The sequence below is a fragment of the Streptomyces sp. NPDC056361 genome, from assembly GCF_042262805.1.
In the GTDB taxonomy this organism is placed as follows: domain Bacteria; phylum Actinomycetota; class Actinomycetes; order Streptomycetales; family Streptomycetaceae; genus Streptomyces.
In genome coordinates, this window is the sequence record NZ_JBHJQI010000152.1 from 1 (window position 1) to 20,610 (window position 20,610).

A 20,610-nucleotide genomic window follows, 5' to 3' on the forward strand; every position below is an offset into this window, starting at 1 on the left:
GTCTCCCTCCACCCCCACCTCTACGGCAGCGACGACCACCCTAAGCTCGGCCCCCTTAGCTGTCCCCCGGTCCGCCCCCGTCGCACACCGCGACGGGGCCCCTCGGCACATCCGGAGACCGCCCCACATCCCTCGGGACCACCCCTAGGCTGACGGCCATGGCGAACCATGACGTGTACGCGGACATCGGCGTGATCGGCGGCTCCGGCTTCTACTCCTTCCTTGAGGACGTCACCGAGGTGTCCGTCGACACCCCCTACGGCAGCCCCAGCGACTCCCTCTTCCTCGGCGAGATCGCCGGCCGGCGGGTCGCCTTCCTCCCCCGGCACGGCCGCGGCCACACCGTCCCGCCGCACCGGATCGACTACCGCGCCAACCTCTGGGCGCTCCGCTCCGTCGGCGTCCGGCAGGTCCTCGGCCCCTGCGCCGTCGGCGGCCTGCGCGAGGAGTACGGGCCCGGCACCCTCGTCGTACCGGACCAGCTCGTCGACCGTACGAAGAACCGCGCGCAGACCTACTTCGACGGGGAGCGGCGGGCCGACGGGGCCGTGCCGCGCGTCGTCCACGTCACCTTCGCCGACCCGTACTGCCCCGACGGCCGGCGGGTCGCGGTCAAGGCCGCCCGGGGGCGGGGCTGGGAACCGGTCGACGGCGGCACGATGGTCGTGGTCGAGGGCCCCCGCTTCTCCACCCGCGCCGAGTCGCGCTGGCACGCCGCAGCCGGCTGGTCCGTCGTCGGCATGACCGGACACCCCGAGGCCGTCCTCGCCCGCGAGCTCGGCCTCTGCTACACCTCCCTCGCGCTCGTCACCGACCTCGACGCGGGCGCCGAGACCGGCGAGGGCGTCTCCCACACCGAGGTGCTGCGGGTCTTCGGCGAGAACGTCGGACGGCTCAGGGACGTCCTCTTCGACGCGGTGGGCGCGCTGCCCGCGACGGCGGACCGGGACTGCCTGTGCACCCGCGCGCACGACGGGTGGGACCTGGGGATCGAACTGCCGTGAACCCCTCGCGGACTGCCGCAAACCCCTCGCGGGGGTGAGGGAGTTGTCCACAGGCGCAGGGTGATCCCCAGGCCGGAGCGGGACGGCGACCGGGCCGGGAGAGTGGGGCGCGTACTTCCTCGTACGCACCCGGGTACGGACTCTCGTACGCACCCGCGTACGGACGTACGGACCCTCGTACGCACCCGACCAGGACGGCGGCACCCCGCATGACGACCACCTCTTCCCTCCCCGGCCCCTGCCCGGTGCCCGCCTTCGAACCGCTACGGGTCCGGGGCACCCGGCACCGGCTGCGGCGGGCGCTGCGCCGGGGCCGGCTCGCTCCGGCGCTGCTCCTGGCGCTGGCCGCGGTCGCGCTGGCCGTCGCGAGCGGATCCGTCCCGCGCGGGGGCGCGGACTCCTCCCGGCCCGCGCAGACCGCCCGTGCCCGACCGCCCGCCGCCGCTCCCCTGGTGTCCGCACCCGTGCGGATCGCCGACGCCGAGACCGTTCGACTGCTGCGGCCCGGCGACCGGGTCGACGTGATCGCCGCGCCCAACTCCGGCCTCGGCGGCGGCGGTGAGGCCCGCGTGGTCGCGACGGGTGCCCGAGTGGCCGAAGTCCCGCGCCCGGGCGAGACTCGATCGGACGGAGGGGCGCTCGTCGTCCTGTCCGTGCCGCGGCCGACGGCGACGGCGCTGGCAGGTGCCGGCGTCACGTCCCAACTGGCGGTGACACTGTGCTGATTCGCACTGACTGCCTGTCAAGTCACCGTCCCGTGTGTACGGATTGGACGCGTCTGCGCCGTTCACGGCCTAATGGCTCCGCACACCGCGGTACACACGACATCACGAGCGACGAAAGGCACCTTGGTGGCCGAGAAGAAGGAAAGTCTGCTGGGAGGCTTCAAAGCCTTCCTGATGCGTGGCAACGTGATCGACCTGGCGGTCGCGGTCGTCATCGGTGCCGCGTTCACGAACATCGTGAACTCGGTGGTCAAGGGCATCATCAACCCGATCGTCGGCGCCTTCGGCACGAAGGACCTGGAGAGCTACGCGTCCTGCCTCAAGGACCCCTGCCGCGTGGTGAACGGGGAGATGCAGGGCATCCAGCTCCAGTGGGGCCTGGTCCTCAGCGCGATGCTGAGCTTCCTGATCACCGCCGCCGTCGTCTACTTCCTGATGGTCCTGCCGATGGCCAAGATCCTCGCCAAGCGCGCCGCGCACGAGAAGGCGAAGGAGGGCGTCGCGGAGACCATGGAGATCAGCGAGCTGGAGGTCCTCAAGGAGATCCGCGACCACCTCGTCGCCCAGCGCGGCCCGTACACGAACAACAACACCCCGGGCTCCGGGGTCGTCGGCGGCGGCGCGGGGACGCACTCCACCTCCTGACCGGCGTCGTACGCCGGGTTCAGAGGTGGTGCGGCGGCTTCTCGTCGAGGAAGCGCGCGAGGTCGGCGGCGCTGTCGCCGCCGGCGGGAGGCCGCTCGCCCCACCCGCGGTCCGTGTCGTCCGCGGACTGCTGGTCCAGCGGATCGTCGAAGACGAGCACCGGCTTCGGAGTGTTCTCGGGGCTGGATGTGCTGCCGGGCCGCTTCGCGTCTCGCGGGCCGTGGGCGGGGGCGGAACTCATACCCTCAGGGTACGCCCGCCGCCCCGCCCCGCACCCGTCTGATCTGCGAAATCCTGCGACGATGCCCCGGCTCGCCACCACGGTGCCGCCCGAGGCCCGGCGGCCGGCCGGCATCCCGGCTCAGCGGTCCTTCGGGTCGATCGCCCAGAGGCCGAGCACCACGAGGAACGACAGGACGAGGAAGCCCGCGCCCCACCAGGCGGTGCCGGTGTCGCCGGTCATCCACTCGTCCACCACGATCGTCAGCCCCCACAGCTGGCCGATGACGACCGTGAGCGCCAGCGCCAGCCGGGCGGACAGCTTCGAGGACCGCTCCGGCTCCTGCTCCGTACCGGCCCCCGGCCCCGGCCCGGTGTGCCGGATCCGGGGGTCGCCGTAGCCGCTCGTCGGGCGGATCTGCGGGTAGCGCTCGTGCACCGGCCGGTTCAGCCGCGGCTGCGCGCTGCCCGGGGTGTACGCGGGCGGACGCGGCGGCTCGGGGTCCCCGCCGCCGGAGGCCGGCGCCGGGGGGCGCGGGGCCTCCGGGTCCTGGGGGAACGTGCTGTCGCTCATGTCCGCTCGCTCCTCTCCGCCGCCCTGCCGCCGGGGCCGCCGGCGCCGAAGCCGGGGCAGCCCGGACGGTCGTCGCCGTTCTGGCGGCAGAAGCCCTCCAGGGCGCTCTCGCCCGAGCGGGCCGTGCCGATCGCCCACACGCTGCCGTCGGTCTGCTCGATCAGGATGACCTTCGGCAGTCCCCGCGGCGGCGGTCCGGCGGTGACCTCTCCCGTACGGGCGTCGAAGATCCCCTCGTGGCAGGGGCAGTACAGCTCGCCCTCGCTCCCCCGCTCCTTGCGCCACAGCACGGCGCAGGCGAGGTGGGTGCAGACGGCGGAGTAGCCGGCGAGGGTGCCGTCCTCCATGCGGACGGCGATCGCCCGGTCCTCGTCGCCGGGGTAGCGGAAGGCGAGCGACTCGCCCCGCTCGATCCGGTCGGCGATCTTCCTGACCTCGGGGGCCCCCTCGCTGTCGCCGTGCCGGTGCAGGATGCCGGAGGCGACGGCGACCCCGCCGACGGCCAGGCCGCCGGAGACGGTGGCGACGATCCGCAGGTAGTCGCGGCGGGTGGTGAGGGAGTCGGCGGCGATCCGGTCGTGGAGCGCTTCCTGCGCCGCGTCGCCGGGGGCCTCCGGCGCGGGCGGCTGGGGATCGGTGACGCTCAACGGACGTCCCTTCCATTGATCTCGACGACGGGGAGGCCGCCGGGCACCGGCCACTGGACCTTGTCGGCGGGGACGACCATCGCCACGCCCGTGCTGACGGTGGTGGTGCCGAAGGTGAACGTGTCGGCGACCTGGACGCCGGGGCGTTCGGCCCTGAGTTCGTCGAGGGTCCCGTAGAAGAGGGCGCCGGTGGGGCAGACGGTGGCGCACATGGGGGCGAGGCCGTAGGCGGTGCGGTCGTAGCAGAGGTTGCACTTCATCTGGAGCTTCGCCTGGAGGTCGATCTTGGGCACGCCGAAGGGGCAGGCGTTGACGCAGTTGGCGCAGCCGATGCAGCGGGTGGTGTCGGCCTGCTGCACGACGCCGTCGGCGGTCACGAGGATCGCGTCGGCGGGGCAGACCTCGGCGCACGGGGCGACGGGGTCCTCGCAGTGCATGCAGACGGTGGGGAGGGAGGCGACGGAGTGGCCCTCGTCGGGGTAGTCGAGGTGGATCATCGACTTGCCGCGGTGGGAGTCGCATTCGCGGCAGGCCGAGACGCAGGCCTGGCAGCCGATGCAGCGGCCCGGGTCGATGAAGATCGTGCGGCCCATCATGTGCGGGTCAGCTCCTCTCCGCGGTGCCGCGGCCCTGGGGAGACGTCGGGGGCAGCGGGTCGAGGCGGGAGACCTGGGTCTCCGGGTAGGCCTGGTGTCCGGGGGCGGTGGGGGGCGCGGGGACCTCGTCGACGCGTTCGGCGGCCTCGATGCGGGCGGCGCAGACCTTGTACTCCGGGATCTTGGAGCGGGGGTCGAGGGCGTCGATGGTGAGCGCGTTCGCCGCGGTGGGGACGGGCCAGTGGTAGGGGACGAAGACGGTGTCGGGGCGGATGGCCTCGGTGACGAGGGCGGGGAAGACCTCGCTGCCGCGGCGGGTGACGACGCGGACGGGGTCGCCGTTGCGGAAGCCGTGGGAGGGGTGGACCTCGACCCAGGGGCGCGGGGTCTGTTCGACGAGGGCGCCGAGCCGGCGGGTCTGGTTGCCGGAGAGGAAGTGGGCGACGGTGCGGCCGGTGGTGAGCGAGAGGGGGTACTCCTCGCTGTACGGGTCCATCGGCGGGTGCCATTCGACGACCTGGAGGTGGATCGCGCCGTCGGGGTGGTAGGTGCGGCCGTCCTCGAAGAGGCGGGGGGTGCCGGGGTGCTCGGTGGTGGGGCACGGCCAGGCGATGCCGCCGGTCTCCTCCAGGCGTTCGTAGGTGATGCCGTAGTAGTCGTTGACGGTTCCGGCGGAGGCGATCCGGAGCTCTTCGAAGACGGCGCGCGAGTCGGGGAACTCGAACTTGTCCCCGGCGCCGAGGCGGCGGGCGAGTTCGCACATGACCCAGGTGTCGGTGCGGACGCCGGCGGGGGGTTCCTGGGCCTTGTTGTGCTTGACGACCCGGGCCTCGGCGTTGGCCATGACGCCCTCGTCCTCGGCCCAGACGGTGACGGGGAAGACCACGTGGGCGTTGGCGGCGGTCTCGGAGAGGAAGAAGTCGAACTGGGCGTGGAACTCCAGGGTGTCGTAGCCGTCCTTGACGGTGGCGTAGTTCGGCAGGGAGACGAACGGGTTGTTGCAGATGCCGACGAGGCCGCGGATCTCCTTGCGCTGCATCTGCCAGACCATCTCCATCATGGAGGTGCCGGCGAGCGGGAGTTCGACTTCGTCGATGCCCCAGATCTCGCAGATCTGTCGGCGGTGCTCGGGGTTCGTGATGGAGCGGCCGCCGGGCAGCAGGTCGGACTTCTGGCCGTGCTCGCGGCCGCCCTGGCCGTTGCCCTGGCCGGTGATGGTGCCGTAGCCGGCGCCGGGCTTGCCGATGTTCCCGGTGGCGACGCAGAGGTTGATGATGGTCAGGCAGTTCTCGACGCCCTGGGAGTGGTGCTCGACGCCGCGGGCGTGCCAGGCCATGGCCTTGCCCGCGCCGGCGAACATCCGGGCGACCTGGACGATCTGCTCCTCGGGCACGCCGCAGATCGTGGCCGAGCGGCTGGGCGGGTACGCGGCGACCGTCTCCTTCACCTCGTCCCAGCCGGTGGCGTGGGCGGCGAGGTAGGCCTCGTCGGCGAGGCCCTCGGCGACGACGACGTGCAGCACGGCGTTGAAGAAGGCCGAGTCGGTCCCGGGCTTGAGGGCGACGTGGACGTCCGCGGTGCGGGCGATGGCGGTCTCGCGCGGGTCGACGACGATGAGCGTGGCGCCCCTGTCGCGCGCTCCCCACAGGTACTGGGTCATGACGGGGAAGCACTCGCCGACGTTGGAGCCCGCGATGAGGAGGCAGTCGGTGAGGAGGATGTCGGAGAACGGGTTTCCGGCGCGGTCGATCCCGAAGGCGAGCTTGTTCGCCCCTGCGGCGGACACCATGCAGAGGCGGCCGTTGTAGTCGACGTGCCGGGTCTTGAGGGCGACGCGGGCGAACTTGCCGACGAGGTACGTCTTCTCCGAGTAGAGGCTGGCGCCGCCGAGGAGCCCGAAGGCGTCGTTGCCGTACTCGCCCTGGATGCGGCGGATCTCCGCGACGGTGCGGTCCAGGGCCTCGTCCCAGCTGACCTCGCGGAACTCCTCGTCGCGATTGCGCCGCATGAGCGGCGCGGTGAGCCGGTCGGGGTGGTTGACCTGCTGGTAGGCGTTGATGCCCTTGGGACACAGCCGCATGCGGTTGATGTCGTGGTTGCGGGGTTCGACGCCGAAGACCTTGCCGCCGCGGTCGACGCGCAGGTACATCCCGCACTGCACCCCGCAGAAGCAGCAGTGCGTGGGGACGAGCGTCTCGCCGTTCTGGTCGGCGTGCCAGCGGTCCGCGGGGATCCCGCCGGCGTCGCGGAACTGGCGGGTGCCGGGCGGGGCGAGGGAGGGGTCGAGCGGCAGCGGCCGGCCGGGGGTGGTCGCGGGGTCGGTCGCGGTCACTTGAAGCCCTTCTTCACGTGGTCGAGGTAGGCGTTGCCGCGGAGGATGCGCTTGCAGCGGGGGCAGTACTCGGCCCAGGCGTCGAAGCCGAGGTCGAGGTCGCGCATGGTGCCCTGGAGGTTCTCGACGTAGGGGGCGGTGTCGATGGGCTCGTGGCAGCGGCGGCAGGCGAGCACCGCCTCGTCCTTGCGTCGGGAGGTGTACTTGAAGAGCTGCATGCCGACGGCGGCGGGCCGCTGGACGATGTGGAAGAACTTCCCGAACGGGATGTAGATGAGGGTGAAGACGACGGAGACCATGTGCAGGACGGCGAGGAACTCGTAGCCGCCGCCGTGCAGGAAGATCGACGAGAAGGTCAGCAGGAGCCCGGTCACCGAGATGACGATGAGGCAGATGAGCGGCACCAGGTCGTAGGCGAAGCGCTGGCCCGTGATGGCTCCGCGGTCCTTCATGCGGCGCCGGAGGAAGTAGGAGGCGCCGGCGATGACGAGGACGGCCGCGATGTCGAGGCCGTGGAACATGAGCCAGCCGAGGATGCCGAGGGAGTCGAAGCCGATGACCTTGAAGCCCCAGATCCGCATCTCGTAGCCGGGGCCCGAGCCGGTCGACGAGGTGAAGGTGAACCAGCCCCAGGTGAGCGGGAAGGTGATCGCGGCGGCGAGCAGGCAGCCCCAGAAGACGAGCTGGTGGGCGGCCCAGCGGGCGTGCGAGCGGGCGCCGAGGAACTTCTGGAAGCCGAGGTAGGTGGCGATCATCTTCGGCAGGGCGGTGGGTGCCCGGCGGAAGTTCGCGGCGGAGAAGAAGGACCGCCAGCCCTGCCGGAAGAGGCGGCGGGCGCCGGGGGCGGAGACCCAGACGGTGTAGCGGTAGGCGACGCCGAAGGCGAGGAAGACGGTCGCGACGGCGTAGGGCAGGAGGGCCGAGTCGAAGTCGCGGAGCAGTCGGCTGCCGAAGACGATCGCGATGATCAGGAGCACGGACACGGCGGCCCCCGCGAGGGTCGCGCGGCGGCGCACGGCGGCGGGGGTCTGCGGCGGGGTTCCGGCGGCTTCGGGTCCTCCGGGGGTGGGGCCACCGGTGGCGAGGGTGCTGGGGTCCGGATCGCCCGGCCCGGGGGTCGGCTCGACTGTCTGAGGTGGCTCGGTCACGCCGCCACGGTAAGGCCATACGGGCCTTTATTCCCGTTTTGGGTGGTTATCGGGTGAGGGCGTCGCTCAGACGGCGTTCAGGCCGTGGGCCTGGAAGGTCTCGCGGGCCGCGGCGATCTGACCGGGCGTCGGGGAGGGGGTGTCGTGCAGGGTGAACGGCATGGCGAGTGCCTGCCATTTCGCTTCGCCGAGCTTGTGGAAGGGGAGGATGTCGACGCGGGAGACGTTGCCGAGACCGGCGGCGAAGGCGGCGACTCCCTCGATGTCGGCGGGGTCGTCGGTGAGTCCGGGGACGAGCACGAAGCGGATGTGGACCTCCTGGCCGAGGTCGGCGAGGCGCCGGGCGAAGTCCAGGGTCGGCCGCAGCGGTCGGCCGGTGACCTTCTTGTACGTGTCCGGGTCCCAGGACTTGATGTCGAGCAGGACCAGGTCGGTGTCGCGGAGCAGGGCGTCGGTGGCGCGGACGCCCAGGAAGCCCGAGGTGTCGAGGGCCGTGTGGAGGCCGAGCTCGTGCTTCATCCGGTGCAGCAGTTCGCCGGTGAAGACGGGCTGGAGGAGCGGTTCGCCGCCGGAGACGGTGGCGCCGCCGCCGGACGCGGAGATGAAGCGGACGTACTTGGCGGCCTCGGCGATCACGTCGTCGGCGGAGGTTCTCCCCCGGCTACCGCTGGGAGCCACCCCCCATGCCGTTGCGCATCCGCCAGGTGTCGGGGTTGTGGCAGTAGAGGCAGGTGAGGGGGCAGCCGGAGAGGAAGGCGACGAAGCGGGTGCCGGGGCCGTCGACGCCGGTGGACAGGTCCCAGGAATGGACCGAGCCCTCCGAGGGCCGCCGGGTCGCCGCGGCGGCCGGGGTGACGGGACCGATGGCGAAGCTGGTCATGGCAGGGCCTCCTTCGGAGGTGTCGGTTCAGCTGGGGGCCTCGGCGTTCTTGCGGGCGTAGAACCACCAGGTCACGACCGTGCAGCTGAGGTAGAAGGCGACGAACCCCCACATCGCGCTGGTCACGGCCACCGAGCCGAAGAGGGCCGGGATGAAGAAGAAGCCGTAGGCCGCGATGGCCGAGGTGAAGCCGGTGACGGCGCCGGACTCCATCTCCGCCTGCTTCAGCGCCCTGGCGTGTTCCGGGGTGCCCTCCTCCAGCCCCTTGAGGTGGGTGCCGCGGAAGATGACGGGGATCTGGCGGAAGGTGGAGCCGTTGCCGATGCCGGAGAAGAAGAACGCGGCGAGGAAGCAGAGGAAGAAGCCGTAGAAGGAGCCTCCGTCGCTGCCCGAGGGCAGGAAGGCGATCACTCCGACGATCGAGGCGGCCATGCCGACGAAGGACAGGATCGTGACCCGGGCGCCGCCCCACTTGTCGGCGATCCAGCCGCCGCCCCAGCGGGCCAGGGCGCCCACGGCCGGGCCCATCCAGGCGTAGGTGGCGACCGAGTAGTCCGGGAACGTCGTCTTGATCAGCATCGGCAGGGCGGCGGCGAAGCCGATGAAGGAGCCGAAGGTGCCGACGTACAACCAGGTCATCAGCCAGTTGTGCTTGCGCTTGAAGATGACCTTCTGCCGGCGGAACGGGGTGGAGGCGACCTTCAGGTCGTTCTGGCCGAACCAGGCGACGGCGGCGAGGGCGAGCAGCACCGGGACCCAGAGGAAGGCGGCGTTCTGCAGGTAGACGGGGGTGCCGTCGGCCTTGTGCTGGGCCGAGCCGATCGCGATGGTCGACCAGGTGATGACGATCGGGGTGAGCAGCTGGACGACGGAGACGCCGAGGTTGCCGAGACCGCCGTTGATGCCGGTCGCGCTGCCCTTCTTCGCCTTGGGGAAGAAGAAGCCGATGTTGGCGAGGGAGGAGGCGAAGTTCGCGCCGCCGATGCCGCAGAGGGCCGCGATGGCGACCATCACCGCGTACGGGGTCGTCGGGTCCTGGATCGCGATGCCGAGCCAGATCAGCGGCACGATCAGCACCGCGGTCGACAGGGCGGTGAAGCGGCGCTGGCCGACCATCGGGCCGAGGAAGGTGTAGAGGATCCGGGCCGTGCCGCCGGTCAGGCCGGGGACGGCCGTCAGCCAGAACAGCTGGGACGTCGAGAAGCCGAAGCCGACGTCCTTCAGGTCGGTCGCCGTGACGGACCACACCTGCCAGACGACGAAGGCCACGAGCAGCGCCGGTACCGCGATCCACAGGTTGCGGGTGGCGACCTTCTTGCCGATGGACGTCCAGAAGAGCTCGTTCTCGGGCTCCCAGTCGGTGATCGGCTTTCCGGGGCGGTACTGCTCCGTGTCGTACGAGGGGGCCGGCCCACCCGTCCTTGTGCCGTCCTGGGATCGGACTACGGAACTCATGGCGCTTCCCTGCCTTTTCGCGGGCTCTCCTTGCCCTTCCAGGCTGCGCCCGGGCACAAGGCGGAGGTGAGTGCCGATGGTCGCCGGACGCGCGGGCGTTGGTCGCCCCGTCCGACGGGGCGTAGGTCCCGTCAGCGGCGTGCCGGAGGGACCGGCAGGACCGGGAGGACCGGCAGGACCGGCAGCACCGGCAGGACCGGCAGGACCGGCAGGACCGGCAGGGACACCTCGGGGTCGTCGAGGCAGGCCCCGGGGCGCAGGTCGAACTCCTGCTCGTGCCTCGGGGACGCCACCGCCGCCGTGTCCGCGTGGCACACGGACGGCCCGCTCTGCTGTGCTGGGGCCATGACACAACCGTTTCTCCCTCTCACCGCACGCTCCCGTGAGGAGTCGCACCGGGCCGCCACGCCCCTGGAGCTGTTCTTCGACCTGTGTTTCGTCGTGGCCGTCGCGCAGGCGGGCGCGGAACTCGTGCACGCGGTCGCCGAGGGGCACACGGGGGAGGGCATCGCGAACTACGTGATGGTGTTCTTCGCGATCTGGTGGGCGTGGATGAACTTCACCTGGTTCGCGTCGGCGTACGACAACGACGACGTGCTGTACCGCGTCGTCACGCTCGTCCAGATCGCCGGCGTGCTCATCCTCGCCGCCGGTGTCTCGCGCGCCGCCCAGCAGCACGACTTCCTCGTCGTCTACCTCGGCTACCTCGTCATGCGGGTCGCGCTCGCGTCGCAGTGGCTGCGCGCCGCGCACCACGCCACCGATCCCGCCGAGCGGACGATGTGCCGGCGGTACGCGGGCGGGGTCCTCGCCTGCCAGGTCGGCTGGCTGGCACTGGTCCTCGCCCCGGAGCCCGCCCGCCCCTGGGTCTTCCTCGTGATGGCGCTCGTCGAGATGGCCGTGCCCGTGTACGCGGAGAAGGACGCCCCCAGCAACTGGCACCCGCACCACATCGCCGAGCGGTACGGCCTGTTCACCATCATCGTGCTCGGCGAGACCGTCGCCGCCGCGACCGTCGCCGTGAAGTCGGGCATCGTCGAGCACGACGCGCTCGGCGAGCTGCTGCCGATCGCCGCCGGAGGTCTGCTGCTGGTCTTCGCCGCCTGGTGGATCTACTTCGTCGTACCCGCCCACGCCCGGCTGACCTCCAGCCGCCAGGGCTTCCTGTGGGGTTACGGCCACTACGTCATCTTCACCTCAGCCGCCGCCGTCGGCGCCGGCCTGGAGATCGCCGTCGAGCAGTCCGTCGGCAAGGCCCACATCTCCACCCTCGGCGCCTCCGCGGCGGTGACGATCCCGTCGGCCGTCTTCCTGCTGTCCGTGTGGCTGCTCCACGCCCGCTACTTCAAGGTCGGCATCGCCCAGCAACTCGTCCTCCCGGTGGCGGCGTTCGCCATCCTCATGTGCTCCTTCGCCGGCCGCTGGGCGGTCCTCTCCGCCGGCCTCGTCGCGGCCGCCGCCGTCGCGATCGGCGTGACCCTGACCGCACACAACCCGGCGACCCGGCCGACGGCCACGGTCTGAGGGGCGACGGACCGAGGCGCGGCGGACCGACGGGCGGCGGACCGAACGCCGAGGGGCGGGCGCCGAGGGGCGGGCGTCGAAAAGCGGCGTCGAGGGGCGGAGGGCCGCTGCGCGCGGGCGGCGTCGCCACGTCCGACCGCGGACGCCCGGCCCCGCCCTGGAGCACCCCCGCCGCCCTGCGCCACAATCCGGCACATGATCCTCCGCCTCCTCGGACCGCTCGTGCTCGCCGATGCCGCCGGGGCTCCGCTGCCCGTCACCGGCGGACCCAAGGTCCGGGCCCTGCTCGTCCTGCTGTCGCTCGACGCGGGCCGGACCGTGCCCGTGGAGCGGCTCGTCGACGGGCTGTACGGGGAGGAGCCGCCGGCCGGGGCGCCGGGCGCGCTCCAGGCGCAGGTCTCGCGGCTTCGCCGGACCCTCCCGGCGGGGGTGGCGGTGGAGTTCACCGGCGCCGGGTACCGCCTGGCCGTGGGGGATCCCGCCGCGGACGTGGACGTGCTCAGGTTCGAGGCACTCGTCCGGGCGGGCGCGCGGGCCAGGGCGGCGGGCGACCCCGTACGGGCGGCCGGGTCGCTGGGGGAGGCGCTCGCGCTGTGGCGGGGTCCGGCGCTCGCCGACGTGCGGGACGCGCCGTTCGCGGCGGCCCAGGCGGCCCGGCTCGACGCGTCACGGCTCGACGCCGTGGAGGAGTGGGCGGCCGCCGCCCTGGCCTCCGGAGCCGACCCGGCTCTCCTGGTGCGGGAGTTGGAGCCACCGGCTCGTGAACAGCCGCTCCGGGAGCGGTTGCGGGCGCTCCAGATGCGGGCGCTGGGCGCCGCGGGACGGCAGGCGGAGGCGCTCGCCGTGTACGAGGAGGTGCGGGCGGCGCTCGCCCGGGAGCTGGGCGCCGACCCGTCCCCCGAACTGTCCGCCGTCCACCTGGAACTCCTCCGGGGCGCACCGGCGGAGTCCCGCCCGACTCCCCCGCCGCTGCCCGCGCCCCTGACGGACTTCGTCGGACGGCGACGGGAACGCGAGCGGCTCGCCTCCCTGGTGGCCGCCTCCCGCCTCGTGACCGTCGTGGGCCCGGGCGGCGCGGGGAAGACCCGGCTCGCCCTGGAGGTGGGGGCGGGGGCTGGAGCGGGGCCCGGAGCGGGGGCGGGGCTGCCGGGCGAGGTGTTCTTCGTGGATCTGGGCGCGGTCCCGGGGGCCGGGACCGTCGAGGCCGCCGGGAACAGGACCGGCGGGACCGCCGGGAACGGGGCCGACGGGAGCAGGGTTGCCGGGAACGGGGCCGGGGCCGGATCCGGGGAGGTTTCCGAGGCGTTCGCGCGGGCCGTCGGGGTGCGGGGGGAGGCGCGGCTCGACACCGCGCTGGCCGGGCGGCCGGTGGTGCTGATCGTGGACAACTGCGAGCACGTCGTCGACGAGACGGCGGTGCTCGTACGACGCCTGCTGGCCGCCTGCCCGGGGCTGCGGGTCCTGACGACGAGCCGTGAGGCGCTCGGGATCACCGGGGAGGCCCTGCTGCCGCTCGGGGCGCTGGAGCCGGAGACGGCGCAGGAGCTGTTCGTGCGGCGGGCCGCCGCCGTACGGCCCGGATTCACCGGCCACGCGCGCGTGGCGGAGCTCTGCGCGGCACTCGACGGACTGCCGCTGGCCGTCGAGCTCGCGGCGGCCCGACTGCGGTCCCTGTCCGTGGACGAGCTCGCGGACGGCCTCGGCGAACGGTTCGAGCGGTTCGAGCTGCTGTCGCGCGGCGACCGTACGGCCCCGCGACGGCACCGCACCCTGCGGGCCGTCGTCGACTGGAGCTGGTCCCTGCTCGAACCCGACGAACGGGAACTCGCCGCGCGCCTCTCGGTCTTCCGCGGCGGAGCGACGGCGGACGCCGCGGCCCGGGTGTGCGGGGCGGGCGCCGGCCCGCTGGCCTCCCTCGTGGAGAAGTCGCTCGTCGAGCTGCGCGACGGCCGCTACCGGATGCTGGAGACGATCCGCGCCTACGCCGCCGAGCGGCTCCCCGACACCGACCCTGCGCCCGCCGCCCACCACGCGTACTACCGCAGGCTCGCCGAGACCGCCGACCCCGAACTCCGCGGCCCCGACCAGCTGAAGTGGCTCGCCCGCCTCGACGCGGAGGACGCCGACCTCCGTGCCGCCCTCCGCGGCGGCACCCCGGACGACGGCCTCCGCATGGTCGCCGCCCTCACCCCGTACTGGTGGCTCCGCGGCCTCCGCGGCCGGGTCGCCGCACCGGTCGCCGAACTCCTCGACCGCGTGACGCCCACCGCCGAACTCGGCGAGGAGTACGCGCTCTGCGTCCTCGCGGCCGGCCTCCGCGACGGCCCCCACGTCGACCGCGCCCGGGCGTTCCTCTCCTCCCGTACGACCCCGCTGCGACAGCCGTACACGGCCTTCCTCTGGGCGACGGCCGTCGGCGGGCACGAGAGCCAGGGCCAGGGCCTCGCCGAGGATCCGGCCTCGTCGCGAACCCCCGGCGCCGTCCCGGGGCTGCTCCTCGGCGACGACCCGTGGTCCCGCGCCCTGGCCCTCGTCGGCCGCGCCCTGCTGGCGCTCTCGGCGAACCCGCCCGCGCCGGAGTCGGCCGGGGCGCTCCTGACGGAGGCGCTGGCCGGTTTCCGGGGGCTGGGGGAACGCTGGGGGACGGCCACCGCCCTCGAAGGCCTGGCGGCGCTGTCCCCCGAGCCGCTGCCGCTCCTCGCGGAGGCGCTGGAGCTCTTCGAGTCGCTGGGCGTCGCCGAGGACGTCGTGGACCTGCTCCACCGCCGGGCCGCCGTGCACGAGGTGGCCGGGGACCCCGGCGCCGCCGCGGCCGACCGCGCCCGCGCGGCGGAGACGGCCCGGCGGGCAGGCCTGCCGGCGGCGTGAGGGCGGCCTGAGGGCGGCCTGAGGGCGGCCTGAGAGCGGGCAGCCCTCATGGCGGTCGGTCACAGCCGGTCGCTTCGGTCGCCGCCCACAGCCACCGGTCGCGTTCGGTCGCCGTCCACGGCCGCCGGTCGACGTCGCTGGCCGTCGGTCGCCGTCGGTCGCCGTCAGTGCTCGTCAGCCGGTGGTCAGTGGTTCGTCAGCGGTCGGCGCGAGTGTTCTCACGTGCCCCGGGGAGACGCCCCGGGCCGCGTCGGTAGCCCGAGGAGACCGCCATGCAGCAGCAGATCACCCGTACCGCCCTCGTCACCGGTTCGTCGCGCGGGATCGGGCGGGCCATAGCCCGGCGCCTGGCCGCGGACGGGATGGTCGTGGCGGTGCACTACGGGCGGGACGCGGCGGCGGCGCGGGAGACGGTGGACCTGATCGTGGGCGCCGGGGGGCGGGCGTTCTCCGTGGGGGCGGACCTGGCCGCGCACGAGGGGGTGTCGGCGCTCGTCGAGGGCGTGCGGGCGGGGCTCGCCGCGCACGCCGGGGAGGCCGTGCTCGACGTCCTGGTGAACAACGCCGCCACGACGGGCTCGGGCGGGCACCTGGCGGACGAGACGCCGGAGCAGTTCGACCGGCTGTTCGCGGTCAACGTGCGGGCGCCGTACTTCCTGGTGCAGGGGTTGCTGCCGGTGATGAGGGACGGCGGAAGGATCGTGAACATCGGGTCGGCCGTCACCCGGATCGCGCTCGCCGACGAGCTCGCGTACGCGATGTCGAAGGGGGCGATGGAGACGTTCACGCGCACGCTGGCCAATGTGGTCGGGGCGCGCGGGATCACCGTCAACACGGTCGCCCCGGGTCCGACGCAGACCGACTGGCTGACCGCCGCGATGGCGGCGATGCCCGAGCTGGAGGGGATGCTGATCGGCGGTCAGGCGCTGCCGTGGGTCGGGCAGCCGGAGGACATCGCCGACCCGGTGGCGTTCCTGGCCTCGGAGGACGGCCGGTGGATCACCGGGACGGTGATCGACGCCTCGGGCGGCACCTACCTGGGCCCGAAGCGCTGACCCGGGCGCGGGGAACCAAGCCCCGTGGTAGGCAGGGGACATGACACTTCCCGAGGAGACGGCCGGCCGGGACGCGATCACCGACGTGGGCGGGCTGCGCGTGGGGCACGCGCGCGTGGCCGGGCCCGGGGCCCTGAGCGGGACGACGGTGGTCCTGGCCCCGGAGGGCGGGATGGTCGCGGCCGTGGACGTGCGCGGCGGCGGGCCCGGCACGCGGGAGACCGACGCCCTGGACCCGCGGAACGTGGTCCAGCGGATCGACGCGGTGGTCCTGACCGGCGGGAGCGCGTACGGCCTGGACGCGGCCGCCGGGGTGATGGCCTGGCTGGAGGAGCGGCACCGGGGCGTGCGGGTGGGTCCCGACCCGTCCCACGTGGTGCCGGTGGTACCGGCGGCGTGCGTCTTCGACCTGGGGCGCGGCGGCGACTTCGCGGCCCGGCCGGACGCGGCGACGGGCCGCGCGGCGGTGGAGGCGGCCGCCGCGAGCGGGGACCACGCGCGCGTGGAGGCGGGCGCGGTGGGCGCGGGCACCGGGGCCGTGGCCGGCGGGCTGCGGGGCGGGGTGGGGACGGCGAGCACCGTCCTGGAGTCGGGCATCACGGTCGGCGCGCTCGTGGTGGTCAACGCGGCGGGCTCGGTCGTCGACCCGGCGAACGGCGTCCCGTACGGCTGCTACTTCGCGGACGGCCGGCTCGTCCTCCCGGAGCCGCAGGTCCACGAGGCGGCCCGGCGGCGGCTCGCCGAGGCGCGGCGGACGGCCGCGCCGCCGCCGCTGAACACCACGCTCGCCGTCGTCGCGACGGACGCGGCGCTGACCCGCTCCCAGGCGCGGAAGGTCGCGGGCACGGCCCACGACGGCATCGCGCGCGCGGTGCGCCCGGTGCACCTGATGAACGACGGGGACACGGTCTTCGCGCTCGCCACCGGTGCGCGGGAGCTGCCCGCGGAGCCCGGGCCGCTCGCCCTGAACGAGATCCTGGCGGCGGGCGCGGACCTGGTGACCCGGGCGATCGTCCGGGCCGTCCTCGCCGCCCCGGGCGGCCGGCGCGGTCCGGGCGGCGACTTCCCCTCGTACCGCGAGTTGTACGGACCGGCAGCGGACGCGTACTCCCGGTAAGTCCACGGGAGTTGGGGTCGAACCGGCGGGAACTTCCGGTGCGCGCCCTTCGTTTTCCCGAACCCCGGACGCGATGTCAGACCCAGGGACTACGTTAAGCAAGCACCAAGTGACATGCGGCGACGGCCTGGAGACCCTCTTGAACGATCCGCAGGATCCTCACGATCCCTTCGAGACGACCGAGACGCACCTTGAGCGCCTCCTCGGCCGGGCGCTCAACTCCTTCGACCTGCCCGACTCGACCGTCGAGCGCCTCGGTTCGGCGCTCGCGCACTCCAGCGCGCTGCACTCCTCGCACCACAGCGCGTCGCTGCACCGCACCACCCACCGCCACACGTACCTGCTCGCCGACGGAAGCGCGCTCAGCCTCTGGGAGCTCGTGCACAACACCGGCCGGGACGGCGCCCGGCAGCACGAGCTGTACGCGGAGGAGTCGGAGGCCCGGCTCGCCGCGTCCCGGCTGCCGACCGGGCCGCTGCCCGGCTGGACGGTCGAGCGCTCCGACGGCCGCGCCCTCGACGAGGACGACGACCTGGAGCTGCTGAGCGCCCTGCTCGCCCGCCCCATACCGGCCCAGCCCCGGATGTACGTGCCGGACAACTCCGCCGACCACGCGCGCCGCGTCCTGCGGCGCGCGGAGAACGCGGACCGGCCGGGCGAGCGGACGGTCCGCCGCCTCCGGCTGGCCTTCGCGCACCACATCACGCAGGCCTTCGGCCGCCACTGCCCGGTCGAAGGCGGCCGGGACGCCGGCTTCACCCTCTACGAGCACCAGTTCCTGCTGCTCGACGGCAGCGAGATCAGCCTGTGGGAGGTCGAGCACACGTCGACCCCCGACGGCCGGCACATGTGCGAGGTGTACGAGTCCGAGGGCGCGGCCCGCGACGCGATGGAGTCCCGCTCCCGGGTCCGCTGACACCGCATCGCCGACCGGCCGCACCCCGGCACCGGGCACCCCCGCCGCCCCCGCGTTCCTCAGACGAGCGCGGGGGCGGCGGCCTCGTCCAGCCGGGCGACGGCGAACGCCCGGTTGGCGCGGGTCTGTTCGCGGTAGCTCTCGGGCAGGTCGGGCAGCGCGAGCAGCCGGTCGCAGGCGGCCAGCGAGGCCGCGTGGTCCCCGGTCCAGTACGCGGTGATCGAGTACTCGAAGAGCAGCCCCCACCGGTACACCCACGGCTGGAGGAACAGCAGGTCGTCGCGGGGCGGCTCCCGGTCGACCACGGCCGAGACGACGGCGTGCGCGGCGTGGTGGCGGCGCATCGTCCGCAGCCTCGCCACCAGCTCGTAGCAGGCCTCAAGGCGCTCCGGACGCGACTCCCAGGCCCGCGAGAGCGCGTCCATCGCGGCCGGCCACTCGCCGGCGTCGGCCCTGAGGACTCCGGACTGGAGCAGCGCGTAGTACACCTCCTCGCCCCAGCCGCCCATGGCCGCGCGCCGCTCGTAGAGGTCGACGGCCTCGTCGGAGCGGCCCATGTCCCGCATGGTCTGCGCGAGGTAGAAGACCGTACGGGGGTTGTCCGGGTCGCGGTCGAGCTCGGCGCCCAGGAGCCGGGCGTCGCGCTCGAACTTGTCGTGGCGCGAGCCGCCGTCGGCGTAGTCCTCGACGACGAGGGCGTCGAGGTTCTCCTGCACGTGGTCCCGGTCGGCCGTCAGGTACTCATGGGTCACACCCTCGTACCGCCACGGCAGATCACCCCTGACCAGGCGTTTGATCCGGTACTCCAGCGTCCCCTCGTGGCGGATCATGTACGCGTCGGCGGTCGGCGCCAGCGGCCCCTCCTGCCGCAGGACGTGGTCAGCGTCGAGGAGCAGGAGGTAGTCGGCCCGGCCGCGCGCGTGCGCGATGTTCAGGCTGCGGTTGTGCCCGAAGTTCACCCACGGGTCCTCCCGCAGCTCGCCCGGGATGCCGGCGAGCGCGCCGCGGATCAGCTCCTGCGTCCCGTCCGTGGACCCGGTGTCGGAGATGACCCAGGTGTCCACGAGACCGCGGACGGAGGCGAGGCAGCGCTCGATCACGGCGGCCTCGTTCTTGACGATCATGCACAGGCAGATGGACGGCTGCACGGCAACACCACTTCCGGTGGGGACGGGAGAGCTGTCGGGGGTGCGCGACCCTACGGACGCCGGGCCCGACGGTGCTGTCGGCACGCCGCAGCACGGTCCCGAGTTCGCCGTCGTGTACGCATCCGTTCGGCTTTCGGCACTGGGCCATGGCGTTGGCAGTGCCACAGAACCGTCAAGACTTCGCATGCGCAATCCGATGTTCCGATAAACGGAGTGCCCCAGGTGCTTCCCGGACATCTCCCACCGGCCCCCCGGCCGGTGCAGGAAGGAGCATGCATGCGTCCTGACGCCAGGACCCGGACCCCGCTCGGCCCGCTCCCCCGCCGCCGCACATGGCTCGGCGGCGGCGCGCTCGCCTCCGTCGCCCTCGTCCTCACCGGCTTCGCGTCCCCCGCGACGGCCACGGCAGCCACCTGGGCCCGAACCCCCACCCCCGGCACCCCCGGCGCGGCGAGCACCCCCCTGGCAGGCCCCCCGCCCGGCCACAACTGCCAGAAGCAGGACCCCCGCCTGCATCCCGACACCGACCACGCGCCCGAGGCCGATAACCAGGCCGCGAACGAGGCCGAGCACGAGGCCGAGCACGGACCCGCGAACTCCCTCCAGGAGTTCCTGGACCAGGAGATCCAGCCCCTCATCGAAGGGACCACCTCCCGCACCCTCGCCGGCGGCGACGACGCCTGCAAGCCCGGCCCACCAGGCCCCACCGGCCCCAAGGGCCCGAAGGGCAACACTGGCCCTACCGGCCCGAAGGGCAATACGGGGGCGACGGGCGCCACAGGGGCGACCGGAGCGACCGGAGCGACGGGCGCCACAGGGGCGACCGGGGCCACAGGCGCGACGGGAGCCACGGGCGCCACCGGATCTACCGGAGCGACGGGCAGCACGGGGGCGACGGGAGCCACGGGGGCGACCGGAGCCACGGGGGCCACTGGAGCGACCGGAGCCACCGGGGCGACCGGAGCCACCGGGGCGACCGGAGCCACCGGGGCGACAGGAGCCACGGGCGAAACAGGCCCGACCGGAGCTACCGGTGCCACAGGTGAAACCGGTGCGACGGGCGCCACCGGAGCGACCGGAGCCACGGGCGAAACCGGCCCGACCGGGGCGACCGGGGCCACCGGAGCCACGGGCGAAACCGGCCCGACCGGCGCCACGGGCGCAACTGGAGCCACCGGAGCTACGGGCGCGACGGGAGCCACAGGCGCGACAGGCGCGACAGGCTCAACCGGAGCAACGGGAGCCACAGGCGCAACTGGTGCAACTGGCGCCACGGGCGCCACGGGCGCCACAGGACCCTGCTCCGACATCGACCTCTACGCCCCCTCCAGCACGGAGGACCAGCAGGCGGTGCTCACCGGCGGCAAGGTCTATGTCGGAAGGGCGGCTACGGCAGGCGGGACGATCGTCTGGCAGGACCTGACCAACGCGGTCGCGACGCCGACGGACCCGCGGAACCGCTTCTTCCCCGCCGACGCCTGCGGTGTGGCCTACGACAACCAGGGCAACACGGCACTCGTCAAGGTCGTGACCAAGGGCGGACAGGTGTGGCAGACGCTCGGCCAGACCAACGGCTCGAACTTCATCTGGGCAAACGACTGGACCCAGCAGACGACGCCCACGCCGGCGGTGCTGCGCACGGGCGGGTTCAAGCGCGCCCTGCCGCCGGGAGCGCCCCGCAACCTCGTTCCCCCGGGCGTGAAGAGCCCCTGACGGGCGGGTGACACGGCGAAGGGCCCTGCCCGGGGTGGTGTCCC

The 20,610-nt window shown here is 73.5% G+C and carries 18 protein-coding genes and 1 pseudogene; 9 read left to right on the plus strand and 10 right to left on the minus strand.

The genetic code is table 11. The features are described from left to right. Positions 1-158: 158 nt before the first annotated feature. The 3 genes from ACFCY7_RS33705 (at position 159) to mscL (ending at position 2,374) form a co-directional block, all read left to right on the plus strand. On the plus strand, positions 159-1,004 hold the full coding sequence (locus tag ACFCY7_RS33705; RefSeq protein WP_376489876.1) for an S-methyl-5'-thioadenosine phosphorylase: 846 nt from the start codon (positions 159-161) through the stop codon (positions 1,002-1,004). 209 nt (positions 1,005-1,213) lie between these two features. Then, positions 1,214-1,729: a hypothetical protein gene (locus ACFCY7_RS33710; RefSeq protein ID WP_376489877.1), complete on the plus strand. Its 516-nt coding sequence runs from the start codon at positions 1,214-1,216 to the stop codon at positions 1,727-1,729. A 126-nt stretch (positions 1,730-1,855) separates the two neighbouring features. After that, positions 1,856-2,374 carry a large conductance mechanosensitive channel protein MscL gene (gene mscL / locus ACFCY7_RS33715; RefSeq protein WP_376489878.1) on the plus strand — a complete coding sequence of 173 codons (519 nt, stop codon included), beginning with the start codon at positions 1,856-1,858 and terminating at the stop codon, positions 2,372-2,374. Positions 2,375-2,393: 19 nt separating this feature from the next. On the opposite strand, the gene ACFCY7_RS33720 is transcribed toward mscL, so the two are convergent. From ACFCY7_RS33720 to ACFCY7_RS33760, 9 genes and pseudogenes are all read right to left on the minus strand, one after another. Continuing rightward, complete coding sequence (locus ACFCY7_RS33720; protein ID WP_376489879.1) at positions 2,394-2,615, minus strand: hypothetical protein; 222 nt, start codon at positions 2,613-2,615, stop codon at positions 2,394-2,396. Between the two features lie 120 nt (positions 2,616-2,735). Then, positions 2,736-3,167 carry a hypothetical protein gene (locus tag ACFCY7_RS33725; RefSeq protein WP_376489880.1) on the minus strand — a complete coding sequence of 144 codons (432 nt, stop codon included), beginning with the start codon at positions 3,165-3,167 and terminating at the stop codon, positions 2,736-2,738. Further along, a complete protein-coding gene (locus tag ACFCY7_RS33730) occupies positions 3,164-3,814 on the minus strand; it encodes a ubiquinol-cytochrome c reductase iron-sulfur subunit (protein ID WP_376489881.1) in 651 nt (216 codons plus the stop codon). The genes ACFCY7_RS33725 and ACFCY7_RS33730 overlap by 4 nt, the downstream gene beginning before the upstream one ends. Further along, positions 3,811-4,410, minus strand: a complete 600-nt coding sequence (locus tag ACFCY7_RS33735; protein ID WP_367826066.1) for a 4Fe-4S dicluster domain-containing protein — start codon at positions 4,408-4,410, stop codon at positions 3,811-3,813. The genes ACFCY7_RS33730 and ACFCY7_RS33735 overlap by 4 nt, the downstream gene beginning before the upstream one ends. Before the next feature lie 7 nt (positions 4,411-4,417). After that, positions 4,418-6,742, minus strand: a complete 2,325-nt coding sequence (locus ACFCY7_RS33740) for a molybdopterin oxidoreductase family protein (RefSeq protein WP_376489882.1) — start codon at positions 6,740-6,742, stop codon at positions 4,418-4,420. Continuing rightward, complete coding sequence (locus ACFCY7_RS33745; RefSeq protein WP_376489892.1) at positions 6,739-7,758, minus strand: MFS transporter; 1,020 nt, start codon at positions 7,756-7,758, stop codon at positions 6,739-6,741. The genes ACFCY7_RS33740 and ACFCY7_RS33745 overlap by 4 nt, the downstream gene beginning before the upstream one ends. Before the next feature lie 198 nt (positions 7,759-7,956). Next, positions 7,957-8,770 (minus strand): annotated as a pseudogene (gene pflA / locus ACFCY7_RS33750) (pyruvate formate-lyase-activating protein). Positions 8,771-8,797: 27 nt separating this feature from the next. Continuing rightward, positions 8,798-10,225: a NarK family nitrate/nitrite MFS transporter gene (locus ACFCY7_RS33755; protein WP_376489883.1), complete on the minus strand. Its 1,428-nt coding sequence runs from the start codon at positions 10,223-10,225 to the stop codon at positions 8,798-8,800. 131 nt (positions 10,226-10,356) lie between these two features. Continuing rightward, on the minus strand, positions 10,357-10,572 hold the full coding sequence (locus tag ACFCY7_RS33760; RefSeq protein WP_376489884.1) for a nitrite reductase (NAD(P)H) small subunit: 216 nt from the start codon (positions 10,570-10,572) through the stop codon (positions 10,357-10,359). On the opposite strand from ACFCY7_RS33760, the gene ACFCY7_RS33765 reads away from it, so the two are divergent. The 5 genes from ACFCY7_RS33765 (at position 10,571) to ACFCY7_RS33785 (ending at position 17,705) form a co-directional block, all read left to right on the plus strand. Beyond that, the gene (locus tag ACFCY7_RS33765) at positions 10,571-11,749 is read left to right on the plus strand and encodes a low temperature requirement protein A (RefSeq protein ID WP_376489885.1); all 1,179 of its coding nucleotides are present in this window, start codon (positions 10,571-10,573) and stop codon (positions 11,747-11,749) included. The genes ACFCY7_RS33760 and ACFCY7_RS33765 overlap by 2 nt on opposite strands. A gap of 195 nt (positions 11,750-11,944) precedes the next feature. Further along, positions 11,945-14,617 carry a BTAD domain-containing putative transcriptional regulator gene (locus ACFCY7_RS33770; RefSeq protein WP_376489886.1) on the plus strand — a complete coding sequence of 891 codons (2,673 nt, stop codon included), beginning with the start codon at positions 11,945-11,947 and terminating at the stop codon, positions 14,615-14,617. A 272-nt stretch (positions 14,618-14,889) separates the two neighbouring features. After that, positions 14,890-15,672, plus strand: coding sequence for an SDR family oxidoreductase (locus ACFCY7_RS33775; protein ID WP_376489887.1), 783 nt, complete (start codon positions 14,890-14,892; stop codon positions 15,670-15,672). Between the two features lie 40 nt (positions 15,673-15,712). After that, a complete protein-coding gene (locus ACFCY7_RS33780; protein WP_376489888.1) occupies positions 15,713-16,789 on the plus strand; it encodes a P1 family peptidase in 1,077 nt (358 codons plus the stop codon). A gap of 73 nt (positions 16,790-16,862) precedes the next feature. Beyond that, entirely contained in the window at positions 16,863-17,705 is an 843-nt protein-coding gene (locus ACFCY7_RS33785; RefSeq protein ID WP_376489889.1) for a DUF6227 family protein, read from the plus strand. A 59-nt stretch (positions 17,706-17,764) separates the two neighbouring features. Here ACFCY7_RS33785 and ACFCY7_RS33790 read toward each other — a convergent pair whose 3' ends face one another. Next, entirely contained in the window at positions 17,765-18,853 is a 1,089-nt protein-coding gene (locus tag ACFCY7_RS33790; RefSeq protein WP_376489890.1) for a glycosyltransferase, read from the minus strand. A gap of 276 nt (positions 18,854-19,129) precedes the next feature. On the opposite strand from ACFCY7_RS33790, the gene ACFCY7_RS33795 reads away from it, so the two are divergent. Next, positions 19,130-20,566: a hypothetical protein gene (locus tag ACFCY7_RS33795; RefSeq protein ID WP_376489891.1), complete on the plus strand. Its 1,437-nt coding sequence runs from the start codon at positions 19,130-19,132 to the stop codon at positions 20,564-20,566. The last annotated feature ends 44 nt before the right edge of the window (positions 20,567-20,610 follow it).